The 17,901-nt window shown below is 64.9% G+C and carries 17 protein-coding genes; 8 read left to right on the plus strand and 9 right to left on the minus strand.

Features of this window, described 5'->3' with window-relative positions; genetic code table 11:
* Positions 1 to 93 precede the first annotated feature (93 nt).
* Positions 94 to 813, minus strand: coding sequence for a DUF5828 family protein (locus NKH31_RS06945; protein ID WP_254864405.1), 720 nt, complete (start codon positions 811 to 813; stop codon positions 94 to 96).
* Positions 814 to 940: 127 nt separating this feature from the next.
* Here NKH31_RS06945 and upp point away from each other — a divergent pair, with 127 nt between their 5' ends.
* Positions 941 to 1,618 (plus strand): uracil phosphoribosyltransferase, encoded by a 678-nt coding sequence (gene upp / locus NKH31_RS06950; protein ID WP_254864406.1) that lies wholly within the window; start codon positions 941 to 943, stop codon positions 1,616 to 1,618.
* A 132-nt stretch (positions 1,619 to 1,750) separates the two neighbouring features.
* On the opposite strand, the gene NKH31_RS06955 is transcribed toward upp, so the two are convergent.
* Together NKH31_RS06955 and NKH31_RS06960 are read right to left on the minus strand one after the other, a co-directional pair.
* Positions 1,751 to 1,993, minus strand: coding sequence for a YgaP family membrane protein (locus NKH31_RS06955; protein ID WP_254864407.1), 243 nt, complete (start codon positions 1,991 to 1,993; stop codon positions 1,751 to 1,753).
* 98 nt (positions 1,994 to 2,091) lie between these two features.
* The gene (locus tag NKH31_RS06960) at positions 2,092 to 4,272 is read right to left on the minus strand and encodes a S9 family peptidase (RefSeq protein WP_254864408.1); all 2,181 of its coding nucleotides are present in this window, start codon (positions 4,270 to 4,272) and stop codon (positions 2,092 to 2,094) included.
* Positions 4,273 to 4,470: 198 nt separating this feature from the next.
* Between NKH31_RS06960 and NKH31_RS06965 the strand changes: the two genes are divergently transcribed.
* The 4 genes from NKH31_RS06965 to NKH31_RS06980 all read left to right on the plus strand — a co-directional run bounded on the left by NKH31_RS06965 (position 4,471) and on the right by NKH31_RS06980 (position 9,892).
* On the plus strand, positions 4,471 to 5,541 hold the full coding sequence (locus tag NKH31_RS06965; RefSeq protein ID WP_254864409.1) for a TAXI family TRAP transporter solute-binding subunit: 1,071 nt from the start codon (positions 4,471 to 4,473) through the stop codon (positions 5,539 to 5,541).
* A gap of 20 nt (positions 5,542 to 5,561) precedes the next feature.
* Complete coding sequence (locus NKH31_RS06970) at positions 5,562 to 6,242, plus strand: DUF1850 domain-containing protein (protein ID WP_254864410.1); 681 nt, start codon at positions 5,562 to 5,564, stop codon at positions 6,240 to 6,242.
* The gene (locus tag NKH31_RS06975; protein ID WP_254864411.1) at positions 6,239 to 8,938 is read left to right on the plus strand and encodes a TRAP transporter permease; all 2,700 of its coding nucleotides are present in this window, start codon (positions 6,239 to 6,241) and stop codon (positions 8,936 to 8,938) included. Before NKH31_RS06970 ends, NKH31_RS06975 begins: the two co-directional genes overlap by 4 nt.
* A gap of 99 nt (positions 8,939 to 9,037) precedes the next feature.
* Entirely contained in the window at positions 9,038 to 9,892 is an 855-nt protein-coding gene (locus NKH31_RS06980) for a hypothetical protein (RefSeq protein WP_254864412.1), read from the plus strand.
* A gap of 18 nt (positions 9,893 to 9,910) precedes the next feature.
* On the opposite strand, the gene NKH31_RS06985 is transcribed toward NKH31_RS06980, so the two are convergent.
* Together NKH31_RS06985 and trpY are read right to left on the minus strand one after the other, a co-directional pair.
* Complete coding sequence (locus NKH31_RS06985) at positions 9,911 to 10,528, minus strand: IMPACT family protein (RefSeq protein WP_254864413.1); 618 nt, start codon at positions 10,526 to 10,528, stop codon at positions 9,911 to 9,913.
* Between the two features lie 77 nt (positions 10,529 to 10,605).
* Positions 10,606 to 11,109 (minus strand): TrpY family transcription regulator, encoded by a 504-nt coding sequence (gene trpY, locus NKH31_RS06990; RefSeq protein ID WP_254864414.1) that lies wholly within the window; start codon positions 11,107 to 11,109, stop codon positions 10,606 to 10,608.
* Positions 11,110 to 11,221: 112 nt separating this feature from the next.
* Here trpY and NKH31_RS06995 point away from each other — a divergent pair, with 112 nt between their 5' ends.
* The gene (locus NKH31_RS06995) at positions 11,222 to 11,920 is read left to right on the plus strand and encodes a hypothetical protein (protein WP_254864415.1); all 699 of its coding nucleotides are present in this window, start codon (positions 11,222 to 11,224) and stop codon (positions 11,918 to 11,920) included.
* A 62-nt stretch (positions 11,921 to 11,982) separates the two neighbouring features.
* Positions 11,983 to 12,369, plus strand: coding sequence for a hypothetical protein (locus NKH31_RS07000; protein ID WP_254864416.1), 387 nt, complete (start codon positions 11,983 to 11,985; stop codon positions 12,367 to 12,369).
* Positions 12,370 to 12,386: 17 nt separating this feature from the next.
* Here the strand turns inward: NKH31_RS07000 and NKH31_RS07005 are convergent, their stop codons facing one another.
* From NKH31_RS07005 to hisB, 4 genes are all read right to left on the minus strand, one after another.
* Positions 12,387 to 12,794, minus strand: coding sequence for a hypothetical protein (locus NKH31_RS07005; protein ID WP_254864417.1), 408 nt, complete (start codon positions 12,792 to 12,794; stop codon positions 12,387 to 12,389).
* A gap of 794 nt (positions 12,795 to 13,588) precedes the next feature.
* Complete coding sequence (locus NKH31_RS07010) at positions 13,589 to 13,939, minus strand: hypothetical protein (RefSeq protein WP_254864418.1); 351 nt, start codon at positions 13,937 to 13,939, stop codon at positions 13,589 to 13,591.
* Between the two features lie 93 nt (positions 13,940 to 14,032).
* The gene (locus NKH31_RS07015; RefSeq protein ID WP_254864419.1) at positions 14,033 to 16,561 is read right to left on the minus strand and encodes a heavy metal translocating P-type ATPase; all 2,529 of its coding nucleotides are present in this window, start codon (positions 16,559 to 16,561) and stop codon (positions 14,033 to 14,035) included.
* 173 nt (positions 16,562 to 16,734) lie between these two features.
* The gene (gene hisB, locus NKH31_RS07020) at positions 16,735 to 17,325 is read right to left on the minus strand and encodes an imidazoleglycerol-phosphate dehydratase HisB (protein WP_254864420.1); all 591 of its coding nucleotides are present in this window, start codon (positions 17,323 to 17,325) and stop codon (positions 16,735 to 16,737) included.
* Between the two features lie 301 nt (positions 17,326 to 17,626).
* On the opposite strand from hisB, the gene NKH31_RS07025 reads away from it, so the two are divergent.
* Complete coding sequence (locus NKH31_RS07025) at positions 17,627 to 17,890, plus strand: DUF8028 family protein (protein WP_254864421.1); 264 nt, start codon at positions 17,627 to 17,629, stop codon at positions 17,888 to 17,890.
* Positions 17,891 to 17,901 lie beyond the last annotated feature (11 nt).

The raw sequence follows: 17,901 nt of genomic DNA on the forward strand, positions 1-17,901 counted from the left end.
CAAGTGTGTGCCGACCCGGAATGCCGGTGGAGAACGTTCACGGATCGATCACATCGAGCACACAGCGACGACGAATCGGAGAGAGACAGGACGTTACGTCGTCGTCGACTTCGAGGGATCTTCGGGCTCCGGCGGCGGTTCGACGCCCTCGATCGCCTCGGCCGCCTCCGTGTCTTTTTCAGTCTCGACGTGCCAGCGGTCGACCTCGTCGTCGAGCGTCGCGAGCGTCTCGGAGACGCGATCTTTGAGGTCGTCGTCGTTGACGTTCACCTCGAAGACGAACTCGTCGGCACCGTTTCCGCGACCCGACTGCTGGACGTTCGCGCTGACGAGTTCGTTGTCGAAGTAGTACGGGGCGAGTTGGGTCATGACGCGCTGGTAAACCGTATCTTCGACGCGGCGAATCGCCTTCCGACCGGCGGAGTCGGCCGCCCGCGCGACGTAGTCGATCGACTCTTTCCAGCTGTCGACGGCCTCGTTCGCGTCGTCGTTGTCCAGTGCCTCGTAGGACTCCGAGAGCTTCTGTCCGGCGGTTTTGATGTCCTCGTCCGGCCGCTTGCCGGCTCGCTCGCCCTTGCCCTCGTCGAGGTGGGCTTGCTCTGCGGTCTTCTCGCTCACGTCACGATCGAGGCGCTCGTGAGATTTCGGTCGCCACTCGTCCCACTCCTCGAAGTCGGGCGCGTACTTCGCGCCCGCATCCGCGTCCGGGTCGTGTGCACCTTCATCTCTGAGGGCTGCAGTTACTCGTTCGCCGTGTTCGACGACGTCGCTCCACTCGCCGCGAATCTTGAACCCGGAGATACTCTCTTCCATCCGACTGGGCCGGTCGTAAGACGCGGACCCTTATAAGCTTCCTCGCCGGAGTTGGCCGGCCCCAGGCAATCGGCCGCCAGCCAGGATCGATACCTTATATGTCCGTCCGCTGGTGTGTGAAGACGAGATGGCGATCGAAGATCGCGACGACGCGTACCTCGTAACCCACGCACTGGCCAGAGACACCCTCTCTCGGCTTCGATCGGTCGAGACGGAACAGGTGAGTTTCAGGAAGGGGCTCGTCAAACTCGGACGGGTCTGTGGCTACGAAATAATCGACGGGCGGATGGAGACCGAGTACGTCGAGATCGAGACGCCGCTCGAGCCGACGATGGGCGAGCGGGTCCGCGGGCTCGACGACGTCGTCATCGTCAACGTGTTGCGCGCGGCGACGCCCTTCGTCGAGGGATTGTTGAAGGCGTTCCCGCGCGCCCGACAGGGCGTCATCAGCGCCAGTCGGGACGAATCCGCGGGCCGAACCGACGAAGGATCGTTTCCGATCACGATCGACTACGTCAAACTGCCCGAGATTCGCGAGGAAGACACCGTCATCGTCGCCGACCCCATGCTCGCGACCGGCTCGACGATGAACGCCGTGCTGGAACGTGTCGTCGAAAACGCCCCGACGCCGGAGCACCTGATCGTCCTCTCTGCGGTCTCGGCACCGGAGGGACTGCTCCGCGTCGGTGACGCGTTCCCCGAGGCCGACTTGCTCACGGTCTCGATCGACGACCGGTTGGACGAGGAGGGCTACATCGTCCCCGGACTCGGCGACGCCGGGGATCGGGCGTTTCGGACGAAGTAAACGCGGTTTGAGGCCCGAAGGGCCGAAAACCGCGAATTAGCGAGCGGTGAACGGAGTGAACCGCGAGCAGCGCGATACTGTGAATACTGCACAGCGGCCCCGAAACGAGTGAAGAACGTGCCCAGCGACGCCTCACTCCATCTCACACGTATCGAGTCCGATCAGTTCGTTCACCGGACAGCGGCCGATGACGGCCGTCGCGAGCAGGTCGCTACCGCCGATGAAGGCGAGTGCACCGGGCGTCGAGTCGCGAAATCGGTAGCCGACTCCGAGCAGTCCGGTTGCGACGAAGACGCGGCCGATACGGTCGAGACCGCGACGTTGCAGTTCATGTGGGTGGTTAGTCGGGGAAGGAGTGAGGAGCGGTCGTTTCACGTGCAACGCGCGGGACGGTGTGACGTCGGCAACGAACTCACGATCAGCGGCCGCCGGATGTATCGACCTCGTGGGTTCTCGTTTCTTGGTCGGCCGCGTTACTCGTCGTCCTCGGTATCGTCGTTCTCGTCTTCGTCCCCCTCGCCGGCTGAGAGTCCGTCGTTGGGATCGCGTTCGAGCGCCGGCGGGTCGTCGAAGTGTTCGGAGTAGCCGTCGAACCAGCGGCGGATGCGCTCGATCCGGTCGACGACGTGGGCCGGTTCGCCCGACCGGGACAGTTCGTGTCCTTCGCGGGGATAGCGAACGAGTCGGGTATCGACGCGGTGTTTTTTCAGACCGACGTAGAACAGCTCGGCCGTGTTGGCCGGCGTGCGGTAGTCTCGGTCGGAGTGGATGAGCAGCGTCGGCGTGTCCACCTCCGGGACGAGCGACGTCGGCGAGTGTTCCCAGAGGAACTCGGGTTCCTCCCAGGGCGTCGTCCCGAAGTCGTACTCGACGAGTTTGAACGCGCCGTCGGTCGAGCCGTAGAAGCCGGTGAGGTCGTAGACGCCGCGCTGGGAGACGGCGGCCGTAAAGCGATCGGTTGAACCGACCGTCCAGGCGGTCATGTAGCCGCCGAAGCTGCCGCCGGTGACGAACTGTTCGGTCTCGTCCACCTCCGGGCGCTCGCAGACGAGATCTGCGCCCGCGAGGACGTCAGAGAGCGTGACGTCGCCCCAGTCGCGGTAGATGCCCATCGCGTGGTCCTCGCCGTAGCCGGTCGATCCCCGGGGGTTCGACCAGAAGACGGCGTAGCCGCTCGCCGCGAGGGTCTGGAACTCGTGCCACATCGTCCCCGACGTCGTCCACTGGGTGTGCGGTCCGCCGTGGATCTCGACGACGAGCGGGTAGGGTTCGTCGCCGATCCGGACGGCCGCGTCGGTGTCGGATTCGTCCGCTTGGTCGTCGGCGGGTTCGACGTCCGCTGGCGGCAAGAGGAGCCATCCTTGCAGGTCGACACCGTCGTTTTCGTACCGGAGTTCTTCCGGTTCGGCGACGGCGCGCGAGGAGAGGTACGATTCGTTGACGGTCGTCAGGCGTCTCGGCTCGCCCCCGTCGCGGTCGGCGACGAAGACGTCGCCGGGGTGGGACCACTCGCTCTGGGCGACGGCGATGGACTCCTCGCCGATCGAGACGCCCTCGACGGTGACGCCCTGGTCGTAGATCGGTTCCGGCGGGTCGCTCGCGTCGCCGGGAACCGAGTGGACGACGACCGATCCATCGTCGGGCGTCGCGAAGAAGAGCCGCTCTTCGTCGGGACCCCACTCGAAGCCGCCGAATCCGAGCGTCCGGTCCAGGGGCTCGGTCGGGACGACCTCGTCGCCCGTCTCGCGGTCGTGGACGACGATGTCGACCTGACGCATGGACATGCGGTCTTCGGGAACGCGCGGGAAGGCGACCAGCCCGTCCGACGTCGCCTCGATCATTCCGCCCCAGCCGGTCGTCTGGGTGAAGACCTCCGGGTCGGCGGCGTCCGCGTCTGCGCCGTCATCCGGCGAGCCGACGGGGTGTTCGTAGATATCGAATGTGACGGCATCGTCCGGTTCCTCGTGGTCCTCCTTGCTGGCGTAGTAGACGGTTTCCGCGTCGCCCCAGCCGGGTCCGACGTAGTCTGCGTCGCCGTCGGTGAGCCGAACGAGGGCGTCCGCACGGGACGGCTCGTCCGGACCCGTCGCGTCGGTCGCCGCGAGCGCCGCCTCGACGTCGAGAACGTAGACGTGACTTCGCTTTCCGTCGTAGTATTGCTGCATCGAGCGGTAAACCAGGCGGTCGATCACCCGCGGGTCGGGCGACTCAGGTTCGTAATCCGCGTCGACGGAGAAGTCACGACCCTCGTCGCGGTCCTCGGCGGTGACGGCCTGCGTGAAGACGATCCGAGAGCCGTCCGGGCTCCACTCGATGCCTGTTACACCGCCGGCCACCTCGGTCACCTGCTGGGCTTCGCCGCCGTCGGTCGGGAGAATCCACAGTTGCGGTCGGTCGTCGTCCGCACCGCGGGTGCTCACGAACGCCAGGTACGAACCGTCGGGACTCCAGCGCGGCTGGCTGTCGACGCCCTCGGCGACGGTGAACTGGCGGGGCTCGCCGCCCGCGGTCGGGACGACGTAAATCGTCGCCGCGTACGATTCGTCGTCTTCGGCCACTTTGCGGACGTACGCAACCCGCTCGCCGTCGGGAGACAGTTGCGGGTCGGCCACGTGGACGAGGTCGTGGTAATCGGCTGCGTCAATTGGCTGCATACCACGTGCCTGCCGTCCGGTCCGAGTAAATGTTTCGAATCGTAAGGTCGGCCGAAGACCAGCGCACCCGCCGATTCCGCCCCAACCGTTTCATCGAAGCAGACGGGGGATTTCGTTCAGTTCGAAACAGTCCGAACCGTCGAACATTCACGACAAATACTTGATAGCTATATGCCGCCGGCGTGCGAACTACCGGGTATGGCGCGAGAGATACAACGGCGCACGGTCATCCGCACGATCGGTGCGGCTGGAACCGTCGCACTCGTCGGTACGGCACAGGCACAGGACGACGATGACGAAGAGATCGACGAGGAGCCAGAACCCGAAGAGGACGGACAGATACTCGTCTGGGACGCCGGCGGAACGGGCGGGACGTACTACCCGCTGTCGGGTGAGTTCAAGACGATCGTCGAAGAGCACACCCCCCACGGCTTGCAGGTCCAGTCGACCGGAGCCAGCGTCGAGAACGTCGGCAGCCTCGCCCGGGAGGAAGCCGACTTCGCGCTGATCCAGAACGACATCAACTTCTTCGCGTACAACGGGACCGGCCTGGAGGAGTTCGAAGACATGCCGATCGAGACCCTTAGAGGGGTCGGATCGCTCTATCCGGAGACGATCCACGTGGTCGTCGAGGAGGGCGCCGGGTACGAGTCCGTCGAGGACCTCGACGGAGCCGCCATCAACACCGGTGACCTGGGCAGCGGAACGCAGGTCAACGCGCTCCAGATCTTAGAATCCGCAGGCGTCGAGGACTTCGACGAGCAGAACACCGACTTCGCGACGGCAGCCGACCAGTTGCGCGACGGCGACATCGACGCCGCGTTCATCGTCGGCGGCTGGCCGGTCGGCGCGGTCGAGGAACTCGCGACGACCGCCGACATCGACATCCTCGAGATCGGCGACGAACTCCGCGAGGAACTTATAGAAGACGTCGAGTTCTTCGCCGAGGACGAGATTCCGGCGGACACCTACGACGGTATCGACGAGGACGTCGAAACCGTCTCCGTCCAGGCGATGATTACCACCCACGAGGCGGTCGACGAGGCAATCGTCGAGGAGGTCACCGCCGCCATCTTCGACAACACGGACGACCTCTCGATCAAGGAGGAGTTCATCGACGTCGAATCTTCCCAGGACGGCATGTCGATTCCGCTCCACCCCGGCGCGGAGGCGTACTTCGAGGAACACGAGGACGTCGATCTCGACGACGAGGACGAACCCGATGACGATGAAGATCCAGATGACGACGACGGTGAGGACGACGAATAGGTGACGACCATGAACGGGACGTGAGTTCGTCGAGCACGACGGGGCGAGAACCCCCAGACCGACCATCCCGTCGGAAGGATCGACTCGCGAGGAGAGACGCCTCGCGTTCGACCCGACGGCGATTCGTCGTCGCCGCGTTCGGGCTGGTCGGAGCGGTCGCCAGCGACGGCGTCGCGAGGACCACAACCGCGTTCGATGCCCACGACGGGGCGCTCACCGCCGCTTCCGACGGGGACGCCGAATCGTCGACCGCCGGGGACGCCGAACCGGCAACCTCGTCGAATCGAAGGCTCGTCGTCGCCGTCGCGGAGACGGACGAGCGACTCGTCGAGCGGTCGGTGGCAGACGGCGACGAGGTGACGCTCGCCTACACGCACAGCGTCGAGAAGACGCCCGTCAGGGAGGTGTACGTCGTCGACGGTGACGAACTGCACCACGACCGGATCGAGTTCGCGTCGTTCGGTGCCGGCCTTCCGTCCCACGCGGCGGTGACGCGGACCGACGACGGGCTGTACGTCGCCCCGGTCGATCGCACCTACGGTGAGGTGTACGTCTCACCGGGGTCGATCGCCGAGCACAGGCTACGCGTCGACGAGGGCTGCTACGATCTGCTCGAGCGATCGGACGGAGACACAGTACGGCTGTTCGTCGAGTCCGGCGAGACACGTCGAATCGATCTCACCGCGAGTGATCTGTCGTGAGCGTCGATCCCGGCCCGTCGGACGAACTATCGGAGGAAGAGACCGAAGAGATCCTTCGGGAGGTCGAACGCCGCCGGACGCTTCGAGGGACGGCCGTCCTCGTCGTCGCCGTCATCGGAGTCGCGTTCTCGACGTTTCAGATCTGGATCGCCGCCCGCGGCTTTACGCTCGCGGCGACGCTCCCGGTCGTCGGCGAGGTCCACCTGACCTCGCTCCAGCAGCTCCAGATCAACGCGATTCACGTCACGTTCGCCCTCTTGCTCGCGTTCTTGCTCTTTCCACCCACGCGAGGCGACGGACCGATTACCCGGCGACTGGGACGGATCGAACCCGCCGCAAGCAGCCGGTTCGGCCGAGACCATCCGCTCACGCGGATCGCCGGGCGCGTCCGGAGAGCCGGCCGCTGGCTGGCCGTCGATCCCGACATGAATCGCATCACTCCGCTCGATTACGTGCTCTTTTTCGCCTCGCTCTTGCCGGTACACTACATCGTCACCGAGTTCGACGAGATCCGTCAGCTCGCCGTCTTCGGTATCCACTCCGGCCGGCCGATCCAGGAGACCCATCCGTCGCTAGAGCCGCTCGTCTCCGCCGTCGCGACCGCGGGAATCCCGCTCGACGAGTGGTCCTACCCGTTCGTCCTGGGCGTGCTCGGCATCATCCTCGTCCTCGAGGCGACCCGTCGGGCGCTCGGCTTGCTGCTCATGTCGCTCGTCTCGCTGTTCATCGTCTACGCCCGCTGGGGGCACAACATCCCGCGCGACTCGGTCCTTGGTTCGCTCGCCATCGTCGAGACGACCTGGGGAAATCTCGTTTACAACCTCTGGTACACGACCGAGGCAGGCGTCTTCAGCACACCCGTGACGGTGAGCGTTCGCTTCATCTACATCTTCATCCTCTTCGGCGCATTCCTCGAGATGAGCGGGGCGGGCCGGTGGTTCATCGATCTGGCATACTCGGCGACCGGCACCAGACAGGGCGGCCCGGCGAAGGCCAGCGTCGTCTCCAGCGGGTTCATGGGGATGCTGTCGGGGTCGTCGATCGCCAACACGGTGACCACCGGCGCGTTCACGATCCCGCTGATGAAGCGCTCTGGCTACTCGCCGGAGTTCTCCGGGGCCGTCGAGTCCTCGTCTTCGTCCGGCGGGCAGATGCTGCCGCCGGTCATGGGCGCCGCCGCGTTCCTCATCGTCGAGTTCACCGGCACGCCCTACGCCGACGTGATCATCGCGGCGACGCTCCCGGCGGTCGCCTTCTTCTTCGGTATGTGGGTGATGGTCCACTTCGAGGCGGTCCGCGGCGGTATCGGTGGACTCGCGAGGGATGAACTGCCGAATCTTCCCCGACACCTTCGCCGCGGCTGGTTCTACCTGCTGCCCCTCGCGCTGTTGCTGTACTTTCTCGTCTGGCTTCGGCTGTCGATCAACCGGGCGGGCTGGTACACGATCGTCTCCGTGATCGCGCTCATCGCGGTGATCGCGGCGTACAACCGGCGAACGCGCGGTCCGCTGCTTGGTACCATCGGGCTGCTCTACGCCGGACAGGTCGCGTCGTACTGGGCCTACGGCGTCGGCCTCGTGGAGGGGATCCAGGCCGCGCTGGGCGTCGGCCCCGCGGGCACCCCGCGAACGCTCGAATCCGCCGTGATGACGACGGCGATGGACCTCGCGACGATCGTGATCGCGGTTAGTCTCGCGTTTTTGCTCCTGCGACCGCGCCTCGAGACGCCGCTACTCGAACTGGACGACTCCGTCGACGACGTCGCCGAACGGGGCGCCGAGCTGGTTGGCCGGCCCGCGATGGCGGCGAATCCCGCCTACCGCTTCGGGACGTTCATCCTGAAATCGATGGAATCGGGCGCGCGCACGGCGACGACGGTCGTGATCGCGGTTGCCGCGGCCGGCGTCATCCCCGGCGTGATCAGCGTCACGGGACTGGGTCCGAATCTCACCGCACTTATCCTGTCCGTCAGCGGCGAGTCGCTGGTCCTGTTGCTGGTTCTGACCGGCATCTCCGCGGTCATCTTCGGCCTCGGCATGCCGACGACCGTGATGTACATCATCCTCGTCGCGATGCTCGGACCCGCGTTAGAGGAGTTCGGCGTCGCGATCCTCGCTGCTCACCTCTTCATCCTCTACTTCGGGTTGATGGCCGACGTCACGCCACCCGTCGCCGTCGCCGCGTTCGCCGCCGCTGGCGTCGCAAAGTCCGACGAGTTCGCGACCGCGGCGATCGCCTTCTTGCTCTCGCTCAACAAGATCCTCGTTCCGTTCGCGTTCATCTTCTCGCCAGGCATCCTCTTGCTCCGCGTCGACGGGGCCGAACCGCGCATCATCGGGTGGGCCGACATCGCCGACGTATCCTTTTTCGTCCCCGAGGTCGTGATCCCCGTCGTCGGCATGTTCCTCGGCGTCTACGCCCTCGGCGCGACGATCATCGGCTACCAGTTCGCCGAGGTCGACGGCGTGGACCGCGCCCTGTTCTCAATCTCCTCGCTGTTACTGATGGTGCCGGAACTGCTCGTCCTCATCGCGGATCCGATTCTCGCACTCGTCGGCGGACCGTCGCTCTCGACCGCGTTCGCGGTGACCGTCTCGCTTCGCGTCGTAGGCCTCGCGATGTTACTCGTCCTCTCGGTCGCGAATCGCCGCGAGTCGAAGGCGCCGGAACCGGGGACGGCGCCGACGGCGACGTGAAACGGGAAGATCCGCCGACGAAGAGGTGAAACAGTTTGATGTGTTCGCACCATATTCGTCGAAACGAAGGCTTATGTGTCGACTCGTAGAAGGGATCGTATGCGCAGGGAACGAAGGGGTCGGCTCTCGTCCCGGACCCGGTTTCGCCTCGCCTTCGGGATCTTCCTGGGGTCGGCCCTCGCCGGGCTCGTCCTGACGGGAGCGACGGCCGCGGGCGTGGCATTCGAATCGGCACTCGGCGGTGGCGCGGTTGCACTCGTGATCGGGACGGTCGCCGGTATCGCGATCGAGAGCCGGATCGACCGGCTCGCCACGGCGATCGGCCGGACACGAAGTCGGCGCGCGGCGGTGTTCGCCCCCTTCGGCGCGATCCTGGCGTTCGTTCCTATCTCGCTGGTCTCGACCCTGCCCGTGGTGACGACGTCCGTCGCCCTCTGGTCGACACTCGGCGTCGGCGTCGCCGGGTGGATCGTCACGACGATGGCCCAAACGCGTCACATCGACCGCGTCATCGACGACGAACCCGTCCGATCGGTTCGAATTCGCCCACGTCGGCGTCCGTACTTCGATCTGGCGTTTCTCGCCCTGACGCTGGGACTGTTCGGGATGAACGCCTACGACGGGAGGTGGACGATGGCCGGGGTCTGGGCCGCGGTCGGTGTTTCGTGGATAGTTAGCCGCGTGCTCGAGGGGCGGATCGAACTCGAGGGCGTCGGCGACCAACTCACGCTCGATATTCACGACGCCGGCCTGGTCCGGCGGTACCCGTTCTCCCGCTCGTTCGTTCCGTGGGACGAGATCAACCACGTTCGACACCAGGACGGAGAACTCGTCTTCGACCGGCACCTCGTCGACACCCGGTTCGACCGCGACGAACTCGACGACGTCCACTCGGTCGTCGAGTCGATCGAACGAGTTGCGGGCGTCTCGGTCCTCAGGCAGTCACATCGCTAGCCCCCGGAAATCGCGTCGCTAATCCCCGGATTCGATCTCGGCGCGCCCGCTCGTCGCGCTCCGGATTCGATCACGAAAGGAGTCAGCCTCCTCGACCGGCACGTTCACGTCGAACGAAACGGCTTCGGCGTACTCGGCGTCGAAGTCGTAGCCCTCGCTCTCGATGATCCCCCGAACGGTGCCCGAATCGTCGTACTCGACGCCGATCGCGACTCGCTCGTGCGGACGCCGGGAGACGACGCCGGCGGCGTCGACCGCCTCTTTGACGGCCCGGGAGTAGGCTCGAACCAGTCCGCCGACGCCGAGGTTCGTCCCGCCGTAGTAGCGGGTCACGACGACGGCGACGTTCTCCAGATCCCGGCCCTCGAGGACCGACAACGCCGGTTTGCCGGCCGAGCCCGACGGCTCGCCGTCGTCGCTCGAGTACTCGCGCAGGAAGCTCCCGTCCTCGCCCGCTCGCACGCGGTAGGCCGGGACGTTGTGCGTCGCGTCGTCGTAACGCTCGCCGACCTCGGCGACGAACTCCTCGGCCTCCTCGACCGTCTCGACGGGCCGGACGTGGCCGAGAAACTCCGATCCCTGTACCTCGAAGGAGGCGGTGGCAGGTTCGGAAACGGTCGCGTAGGAGCCGGTCATGGCGGTAGGCGGTGGAACGAACGGCGGGGAGAGCAGGTGGGTAACGCTATCATCTTCGAGTCACTGGGCTCGTCGAGTCACTGTAACTCGATCTTGCGGACGAAGTCGAGGTCGCGGATCTGCGTGATTAGCCCGCCCGGGAGATCTTCGTCCGTGACGAGGTAGAGCCGGGGTTCGTCGGTGAACTCGGGATCCTCGCTGATCGTCTGGCGGATCGAGACGCCGTTTTCGGCGACGAGCGTACAGACCGTCGCGACGATTCCCGTCGCGTCGGGGTCGTCGACTTCGATCGTGAGGACGGTCAGATCGAGGACGGGAGCGAGGTCCATCAGACTCGGCACCTGGGAGATGTTCTGGAAGATCCGTCTGAGTTCGTCGTCCGCGAGGATGACGTCGGTCGTGGAGTCGACGACCCGGCGGTCGACGTCGATCTCGCGGGCGATGCCGGTGTTGGGAATCTCGATCCCGCCCGAGACCACCCGCCCCTCGTCGTTGACGGAGAAGCCGCGCTCTAACAGCAGGCGGATCACGGCCTGCTGGCTCGGCGAGCCCTCGAACTTCTCCATGATCTCGTCGAACATGGAACCCGGTTTTTCGGCCACCTACAAATCTCTCCCGAAGGGCGGGTCGTGGCGGAGTTGACGCCGATGGGGCGACGGTCGGTTTTTTGTCGGTGGCCGGTAATCGCCTCTCATGCGAGAACTTCGGACCTGCGACTTCTGTGGCGAGAACGCCCTCGGCACGTTCGAGATCGTACCGCCGGAACTGAACCCCAGCGAGGCAGAACAGCGCCGCGTCGTCCTCTGTGAATCGTGTCAGGCGACGCTCGCCGAACTGCTCGAACCCCTGCTGGCCAGAGCCGGTGCGAACGGGGCGAGTGCTGAAGAATCGTCGGCCGCTCCGTCGTCCGAGACGGACTCGGCGGAGGCGCCCGACACGGCCGATCCCGACGACTCGGGAACGACCGGCGCCACCCCGACCGATTCCACCTCGAGTGCCGAAACCGCCGGTACCGCGACCTCGCAGCCGAGCGACGGGCGGTCTGCAGGCGCTGACGAGTCGACGGCGGGCGTGACGATCGATGGATCGAGCGCGGGGTCACCCGGTGCGACCGAGGAGACGACCGACGAGACGACTACCGGATCGAGCGAGGCCTCGGAGTCCGACAGTGGGACGGCCGACGCGCAATCGGCACGGTCGGCGCCGCCACGGGCGTACGGCAACGTGCTCAGACTGCTTCGCAACCGCGAGCTGCCGATGGCCCGACGCGACGTCGAGGGGCTCGCCGCGGGCGCCTACGATCTCGAATCACACGAGGTCGAGGCGGTTCTCGATCACGCGATCGAGCGAGGCGAATTGGTCGAGGACGGCACGAACATTCGACTCGGGTAGGGGCTGATCCCGACTCACCTGTCGTACCGACACCTTTTGACGGGGAGGGTGAATGGGCGTGCATGGCCGGTGATGATAGCGGCCGGTCGGTCAGAAGAGTCGGGCCGATTCTGCTTTCAGCCACGCTGATCCTCACGCCGACGGCGCTGCAGGTGGCCGGCCTGCTCGATCAGACGGCAACCCTCCTGGCGACGGTCGCTATTCTGGCGATCGCATCCGGCATCGGTCTCACGAGACGCGATCGGCACCCGTCCGACGACGAGAGCGAGAACGAGGGAACCGTCTGGGACGCCATCGCCTCCTGGCAGTACGACGGGCGTCACGTCGAGTCCGGCGGCCTCACGCGAGGTGAACAAGAGAAAGCGGTTTCGGAGATTCACGCGCAGGCGGACGCGATCGAGGCGGAGACGACGCAGCTCGACGGCGATCCGCCGGATGAAACACAATAAGGAAACGAGGTTGTCGGTCACTCTTGGCCGATTGCGAGGTCAATTTCAGTATCACTTTTTATAAAGGCAGAGAAACTCGCGGTTGATGTTGGCGCGAATCGCTGACCCACCGTTTCCTCGACCTCGGGATTATCCCGTAATCCGACGGTCGCGCTGATTTCTGGATTGATGTCATCTTCATCCAGCGTTTCGGTGAAGTGTACTCGCTCGTTTTCGTCTCGCGTCACGGTCAGCGTCTCGGATTCGAGGACGGTACCAGTCGTTACGTTCTCGACGGTCACTGACACCTCGTGCGGTACGCCGGTATGGTTCGCGAAGAAGACGTACGATTCGATCGTGTCGGAGTTTCCGTTCAATCCGAGGCAGCCGCTCAGCATACTAACCGTGCCGAGCGAGACGAGGAGTCGGCGACGGTAGACCATCATCGAAATGTCATAGTAAACATAAAGTATAATATTTTGTTATATTCGTCACCTATACTTTTCGGATCGAAACACCAATTTCGCCATCGGCGTATATCGTTACTGCGAAACTCGCCCCGGAAGCTGGCGAAAATATTCCCTCTTCAGAGTCCATACTATTCGGATCATCAGTTCTGCGAGCGCTAGCACGAATGCGCGGATAGTTCCCATCGTCGTCCGGTTTCGAGGAAAACGAGAACGTTCGATGCTCTTTCGGGCCGACAGTGACCATTTCCTCGAGGAGCCGTTCACCAGAAAACAGATTTACTATCGTTACCTCGACCTTTCTGTCAGTTTCTTTCTGATTATATATTGATATATGAGACTCGGAGCGATCAGTACCGTCGTCGTCCGAGTGAAACCCGAGACATCCACCGCTAACAAACGCCAGCGTCGTGACTGCTCTCGTCGCAAATCCGCGTCTCGTAAGCGTTGATCGAGTGAATGGAGTCATACTGGAAACGTGGGGTCAGCAGGGTTCACCTGGTTGACAGCCCGGCGGTCCATCATCGTCGCCATCGTCGTAATATTCATCACTCAACCATCGTACACCTTCCGATTCGGTGCAATTAGATACCGTATCAGTCCAATTTTTCGCTGACGTCGAATCCTCACGACAGAACTCGTTTGGCGTGCTGTTTCCAAACCCAGGTTCAACGTATCCGGTGGGCATTGGTGACGTGCGGTCTCTGGCCCGATACCAGGCTGACTTCACTTCTCCGAAACTGTGGTCAGTTTCTGCGTTCGGAGATTGGCTATCATCGAGTGCTGACTATCTCATCGACCGTGACGTACTCGTCGACGAACCAGGTGTCGAACGTCTCGGGCGAGTCAGCCACCTCGGTCATTTCAATGTCGAAGGTCGGAACGAGTGCGGGTTGTTCTTCAAAGCTCAGCCGATAGTACTCGGACTGATCCGCAACCACGAAGGTACCAGACTGTGACGAGATAGCTGTTGGTACCGTCTCATTCGGGTTGAACGCGTACTCCGGCTCGTTCGACTCCCGGGTTTCGCCTTCCCGATACGTCCGTGCCGCCAGATACCGCGCTCTCGCCACCGCCCGTATCACAGGCTTCGACGCCTCTCCACCGAACGCGTCGAGCGACATCACATCGTCGTCATCCAGCATTCGGGCATCGAGTTTTTCAGCGTTCAGCGTCGGATGAGTATGCCCCGTTTAGCAGTTGGCGCTAGCAACCCATCACGATTCGTCGCTCAAAAGCGAGCGCGACGAGTTCGTCACCACCAGCGCGCTCGACAGCCCCATCGCGACCGCGGCGAACAGCGGGTTGAGCAGGCCGGCGACGGCGATCGGGATGGCGATCGCGTTGTAACAGAAGGCCCAGCCGATGTTCTGTTTCACGCGGCGACCGGCCGCGGTCGAGACGTCGAAGACCGTCTCCAGGTTCGCGATGTCGTCGTCGACGATCGCGACGTCGGCGGCGTCGGCGGCCAGGGCGGTGCCGCCGCCGAGGGCGATGCCGAGGTCGGCGCTCGCCAGCGCGGGCGCGTCGTTCGTCCCGTCGCCGACCATGGCCGTCCGTCCGCGCGATCGTAACCGGCGAACCGTCTCGGCTTTCCCCTCCGGCGGGACGCCGGCGAACACCCGCGAAACGCCGTCGTGGTCCCGGAAGAAGGCGGCCGCTCGCTCGTCGTCGCCGGTGAGCACGACCACCTCGACGCCGCGGTCGGCGAGGCCGGCGATCGTCTCGTCCCAGCCCTCGCGAGGTTCGTCGCCGACGACCACGACGCCCTCGGCGGTTCCGTCGCGGCCGACGAGCACCGGGAGCCGACCGAACGCGCGTTCGGAGTCGACGGCCTCGGCGAGGTCGTCCGATACTGACCAGCCCCGTTCGGCGAAGAGGTCCGGGTGACCGACGAGGACCTGCTCGCCGTCGACGGTGCCGCCCACGCCCGTCGCGTACGAGCGGAAGTCGGTGACCCGGGCGTCCTCGGCGGCGTCCGTTCCGGTGTCCTGCTCGCCCTCCTCGCGGGCGACCGGCTTCGAGACGCCGCCGTCGGTCGCCGGATCGGCCGATCGGATCGGGATGCCCGACTCCGTCGTCCGTTCGGAAGCAGCAGCGTCCGGTTCGTCCGGCTCCGGGCCGAACGCCGCGGCGATGGCGCCGGCGACCGGGTGCGCCGAGCGCTGTTCTAACGCGGCGGCCCGTTCGAACAACTCGGTCGGGCCGTCGGCGTCCAGGACCTCCATCTCGCCGGTGGTGAGCGTGCCCGTCTTGTCGAAGACGACGACGTCCACGTCGCGGATGCGCTCGAAGACGGTCTCGTCGAAGACGACGATTCCGCGGTCGAGGGCTTCCCGAACGCTCGTCGCGACCGCGAGCGGCGTCGCCAGGCCGAGCGCGCAGGGACAGGAGACGATGAGGACGGTGAGGCCGATCAACATCGCCGTCGCGACCGACGCGCCGGTGAGGAGGTAGATCGCAGCGACGACGAGGGCGACGACGGCCACGAGCGGGACGAAGATCGTCGCGAGGCGATCGGCGAGCTTCTGAATACCGCTCTGGGAACTCTGGAGGTCCCAGACGAGGTCGGCGATGCGGTCGACGCTGCTTCCCGGATCGTCGTCGACGGCGACGACGAGCGAGCCGTCGGTCAGCACCGAGCCGCCGACTACCGTGTCGTCGACTCGTTTCCCGACCGGGAGCGACTCGCCGGTGATCACCGCCTCGTCGACCGCGCCTTCCCCCTCGACGACGGTGCCGTCGACCGGTATCCTCTCGCCCCCGCGGACGAGTAACCGATCGCCGGATTCGAGATCGGCCACGTCGACTGCGGTCGTCGAGCCGTCGGGTTCGTACCGGGTCGCCTCGCGGACCTGGGCGGCCGAGAGGTCGGCGAGCGTCTCGGTCGCGCGACGCTTGATCCTGCCCTCGTAGTAGCCGCCGACCGTGACGACGAGGACGATCGCGACGGTGACGTCGTAGTAGACGTCGACCTGGCCGTTGGCGACGGCGAGCGTGCTGTAGACGTACGCCGCCCCCGCCGCGAGCGTCACCAGCAGGTCCATGTTCGGATTTCTGGTCTTTACGCTGACGTAGGCGCCCCGGATGATCGGCGCGCCGGTGACGAAGAAGACGACGCTCGTCAGCGCGAACAGGACGAAGAAGAAGGGCACCGAGACGTCGCTGGTCACCATCTCGACCAGGAATTCGTGGGTCGCGTCGTCGTAGTACGGCGGCTGGACGTGCAGCGGGTAGATGAGCAGGGCGTACTGCATCATCACGACCATCCCGAAGAGGACGCCGACGATGAGTCGCGCCTCGTTCTGATCTTTCGCCCGGCGGCTGGCGAGGGAGTCCTCTCGTGGGTACGCCGAGTAGCCGAGTCCGGAGAGTACGTCGAGAAGGGCATCCTCGTCCGTTTTTTCGGGGTCGTAGTCGATCCGAACCGTCTCCGAGACGTAGCTCGCGGCCACGTCGTGGACGCCGTCGGCGTCGCCCCCGACCCGTTCGATGAACACTTCGCAGGTCGAACAGTGCATGCCCTCGACCTGGACGAACGCGCGCTCGCTTCCTTCCGGGACGTCGACCGGTTCTTCGGGATCTGAGTCCGTTCCGTCGGCGGCGTCGAAGCCCGCCGCTGAGACGTCGTCCAGCGTCTCGGCGACGTGCAGACAGCCCGTACAGCAGTAGCGGTCGCCGGCGTCTCCCTCGACCGCCGTCGACTCAATCGGCAGGTCACACAGCGTGCAGACGGACTCGCTCACGGCAATTCACCTCGATCGTCGTCTCGACCGGCCGGAGCAGTGTGAGCGGCCACGCTCCGGGCGTTGAGTTCGCGCGGGCCGCCGAGACGACCGTGCATGGAGAGTGCTCGGTGTTCGACGGGAAAAACGGTTTCGCGGTGGATTTTGGTGTGCGATCGGTTCGAGCCGATAGATCACAGGTCGCCTTTCGTACTCGGCGTCGCCTCGCCCCGGCGTTCGTCGACCCGGGTCGCGTCGTCAATCGTTCGCGCGGCGGCCTTGAACAGCGCCTCGATCTCGTGGTGGGCGTTCTCGCCCTCGATTTCGGCGTGCATCGTCAGGCCGGCGTTCGTCGCGAACGAGCGCCAGAAGTGACCCGCCATGTGGCTGGTCAGCTCGCCGACCGATTCCTGGGAGAAGTCGCCCTCGAAGCGAAAGAGCGGGCGGCCGCTGAGGTCGACGACGACGGACGCGACGGCCTCGTCGAGCGGCACCCGACGGTCGGCGAAGCGGACGATACCCGATTTGTCGCCGAGCGCTTCGTCGAGCGCGGTTCCCAGACAGAGGCCGACGTCCTCGACGGTGTGGTGGTCGTCGACGTGGAGATCGCCGTCGCAGGTCACGGAGAGGTCGAAGAGACCGTGGGTCCCGAATGCGGTGAGCATGTGGTCGAAAAAGCCGATGCCCGTCTCGACGTCGGTCTCGCCGGCTCCGTCGACCGCGAGCGTACACTCGATGGCCGTCTCGGCCGTCTCGCGCGAGACCGTCGCGGATCGGTCGCTCATGTCACGACAACGGCACCGCGAGTACAAGGCGGTTGCGCTCACTGGCTCGTCGCGGCGTTCCGGCTATTCAGACCGATCCAGCCGAGCCGATTCCGGTCGGAAGTGAAGGTTTTTATAGAGGTTTTCGCCGGACGCATCTTATGGACTCAGAATCGTTTGTAAAACGTCTAAAGATTTCTCCCGGCGTTTCAAAACGTCGGTAGGTGTCCCCTCACCGGGTGAAATATCGCAAAACAGCGCCAATATTGGTCACATTATATGACGGTATGAATCGCGTGGTTCTATTACAGGCTGACCAATCATGCTGTCAAAATCCTCCCTCCTCACGCCCCGCCCGCTCGCCCGGGTCGGCCGCGACGCCGACGCCGCTCTGAGCGCGCTCGCCCGCTTACTGAAAGGTCCCCTCCAGTTCGTCTCGTTCTGGGCGGCGATCGGCCTGCCGTTCGCCCACCTGGGCATCCTCGCCCAAGGCCTCGAAAGCGCCAGTACCGCCCTGCTATTCGTCAGCCTGCTCGCCCTGAACGCCGTTGCCCTCTACTTCGGCCACGGCTACAAGCAGCACTGATCGGCCACGCC

The organism is Halovivax gelatinilyticus (genome assembly GCF_024300625.1).
Classification (GTDB): domain Archaea; phylum Halobacteriota; class Halobacteria; order Halobacteriales; family Natrialbaceae; genus Halovivax; species Halovivax gelatinilyticus.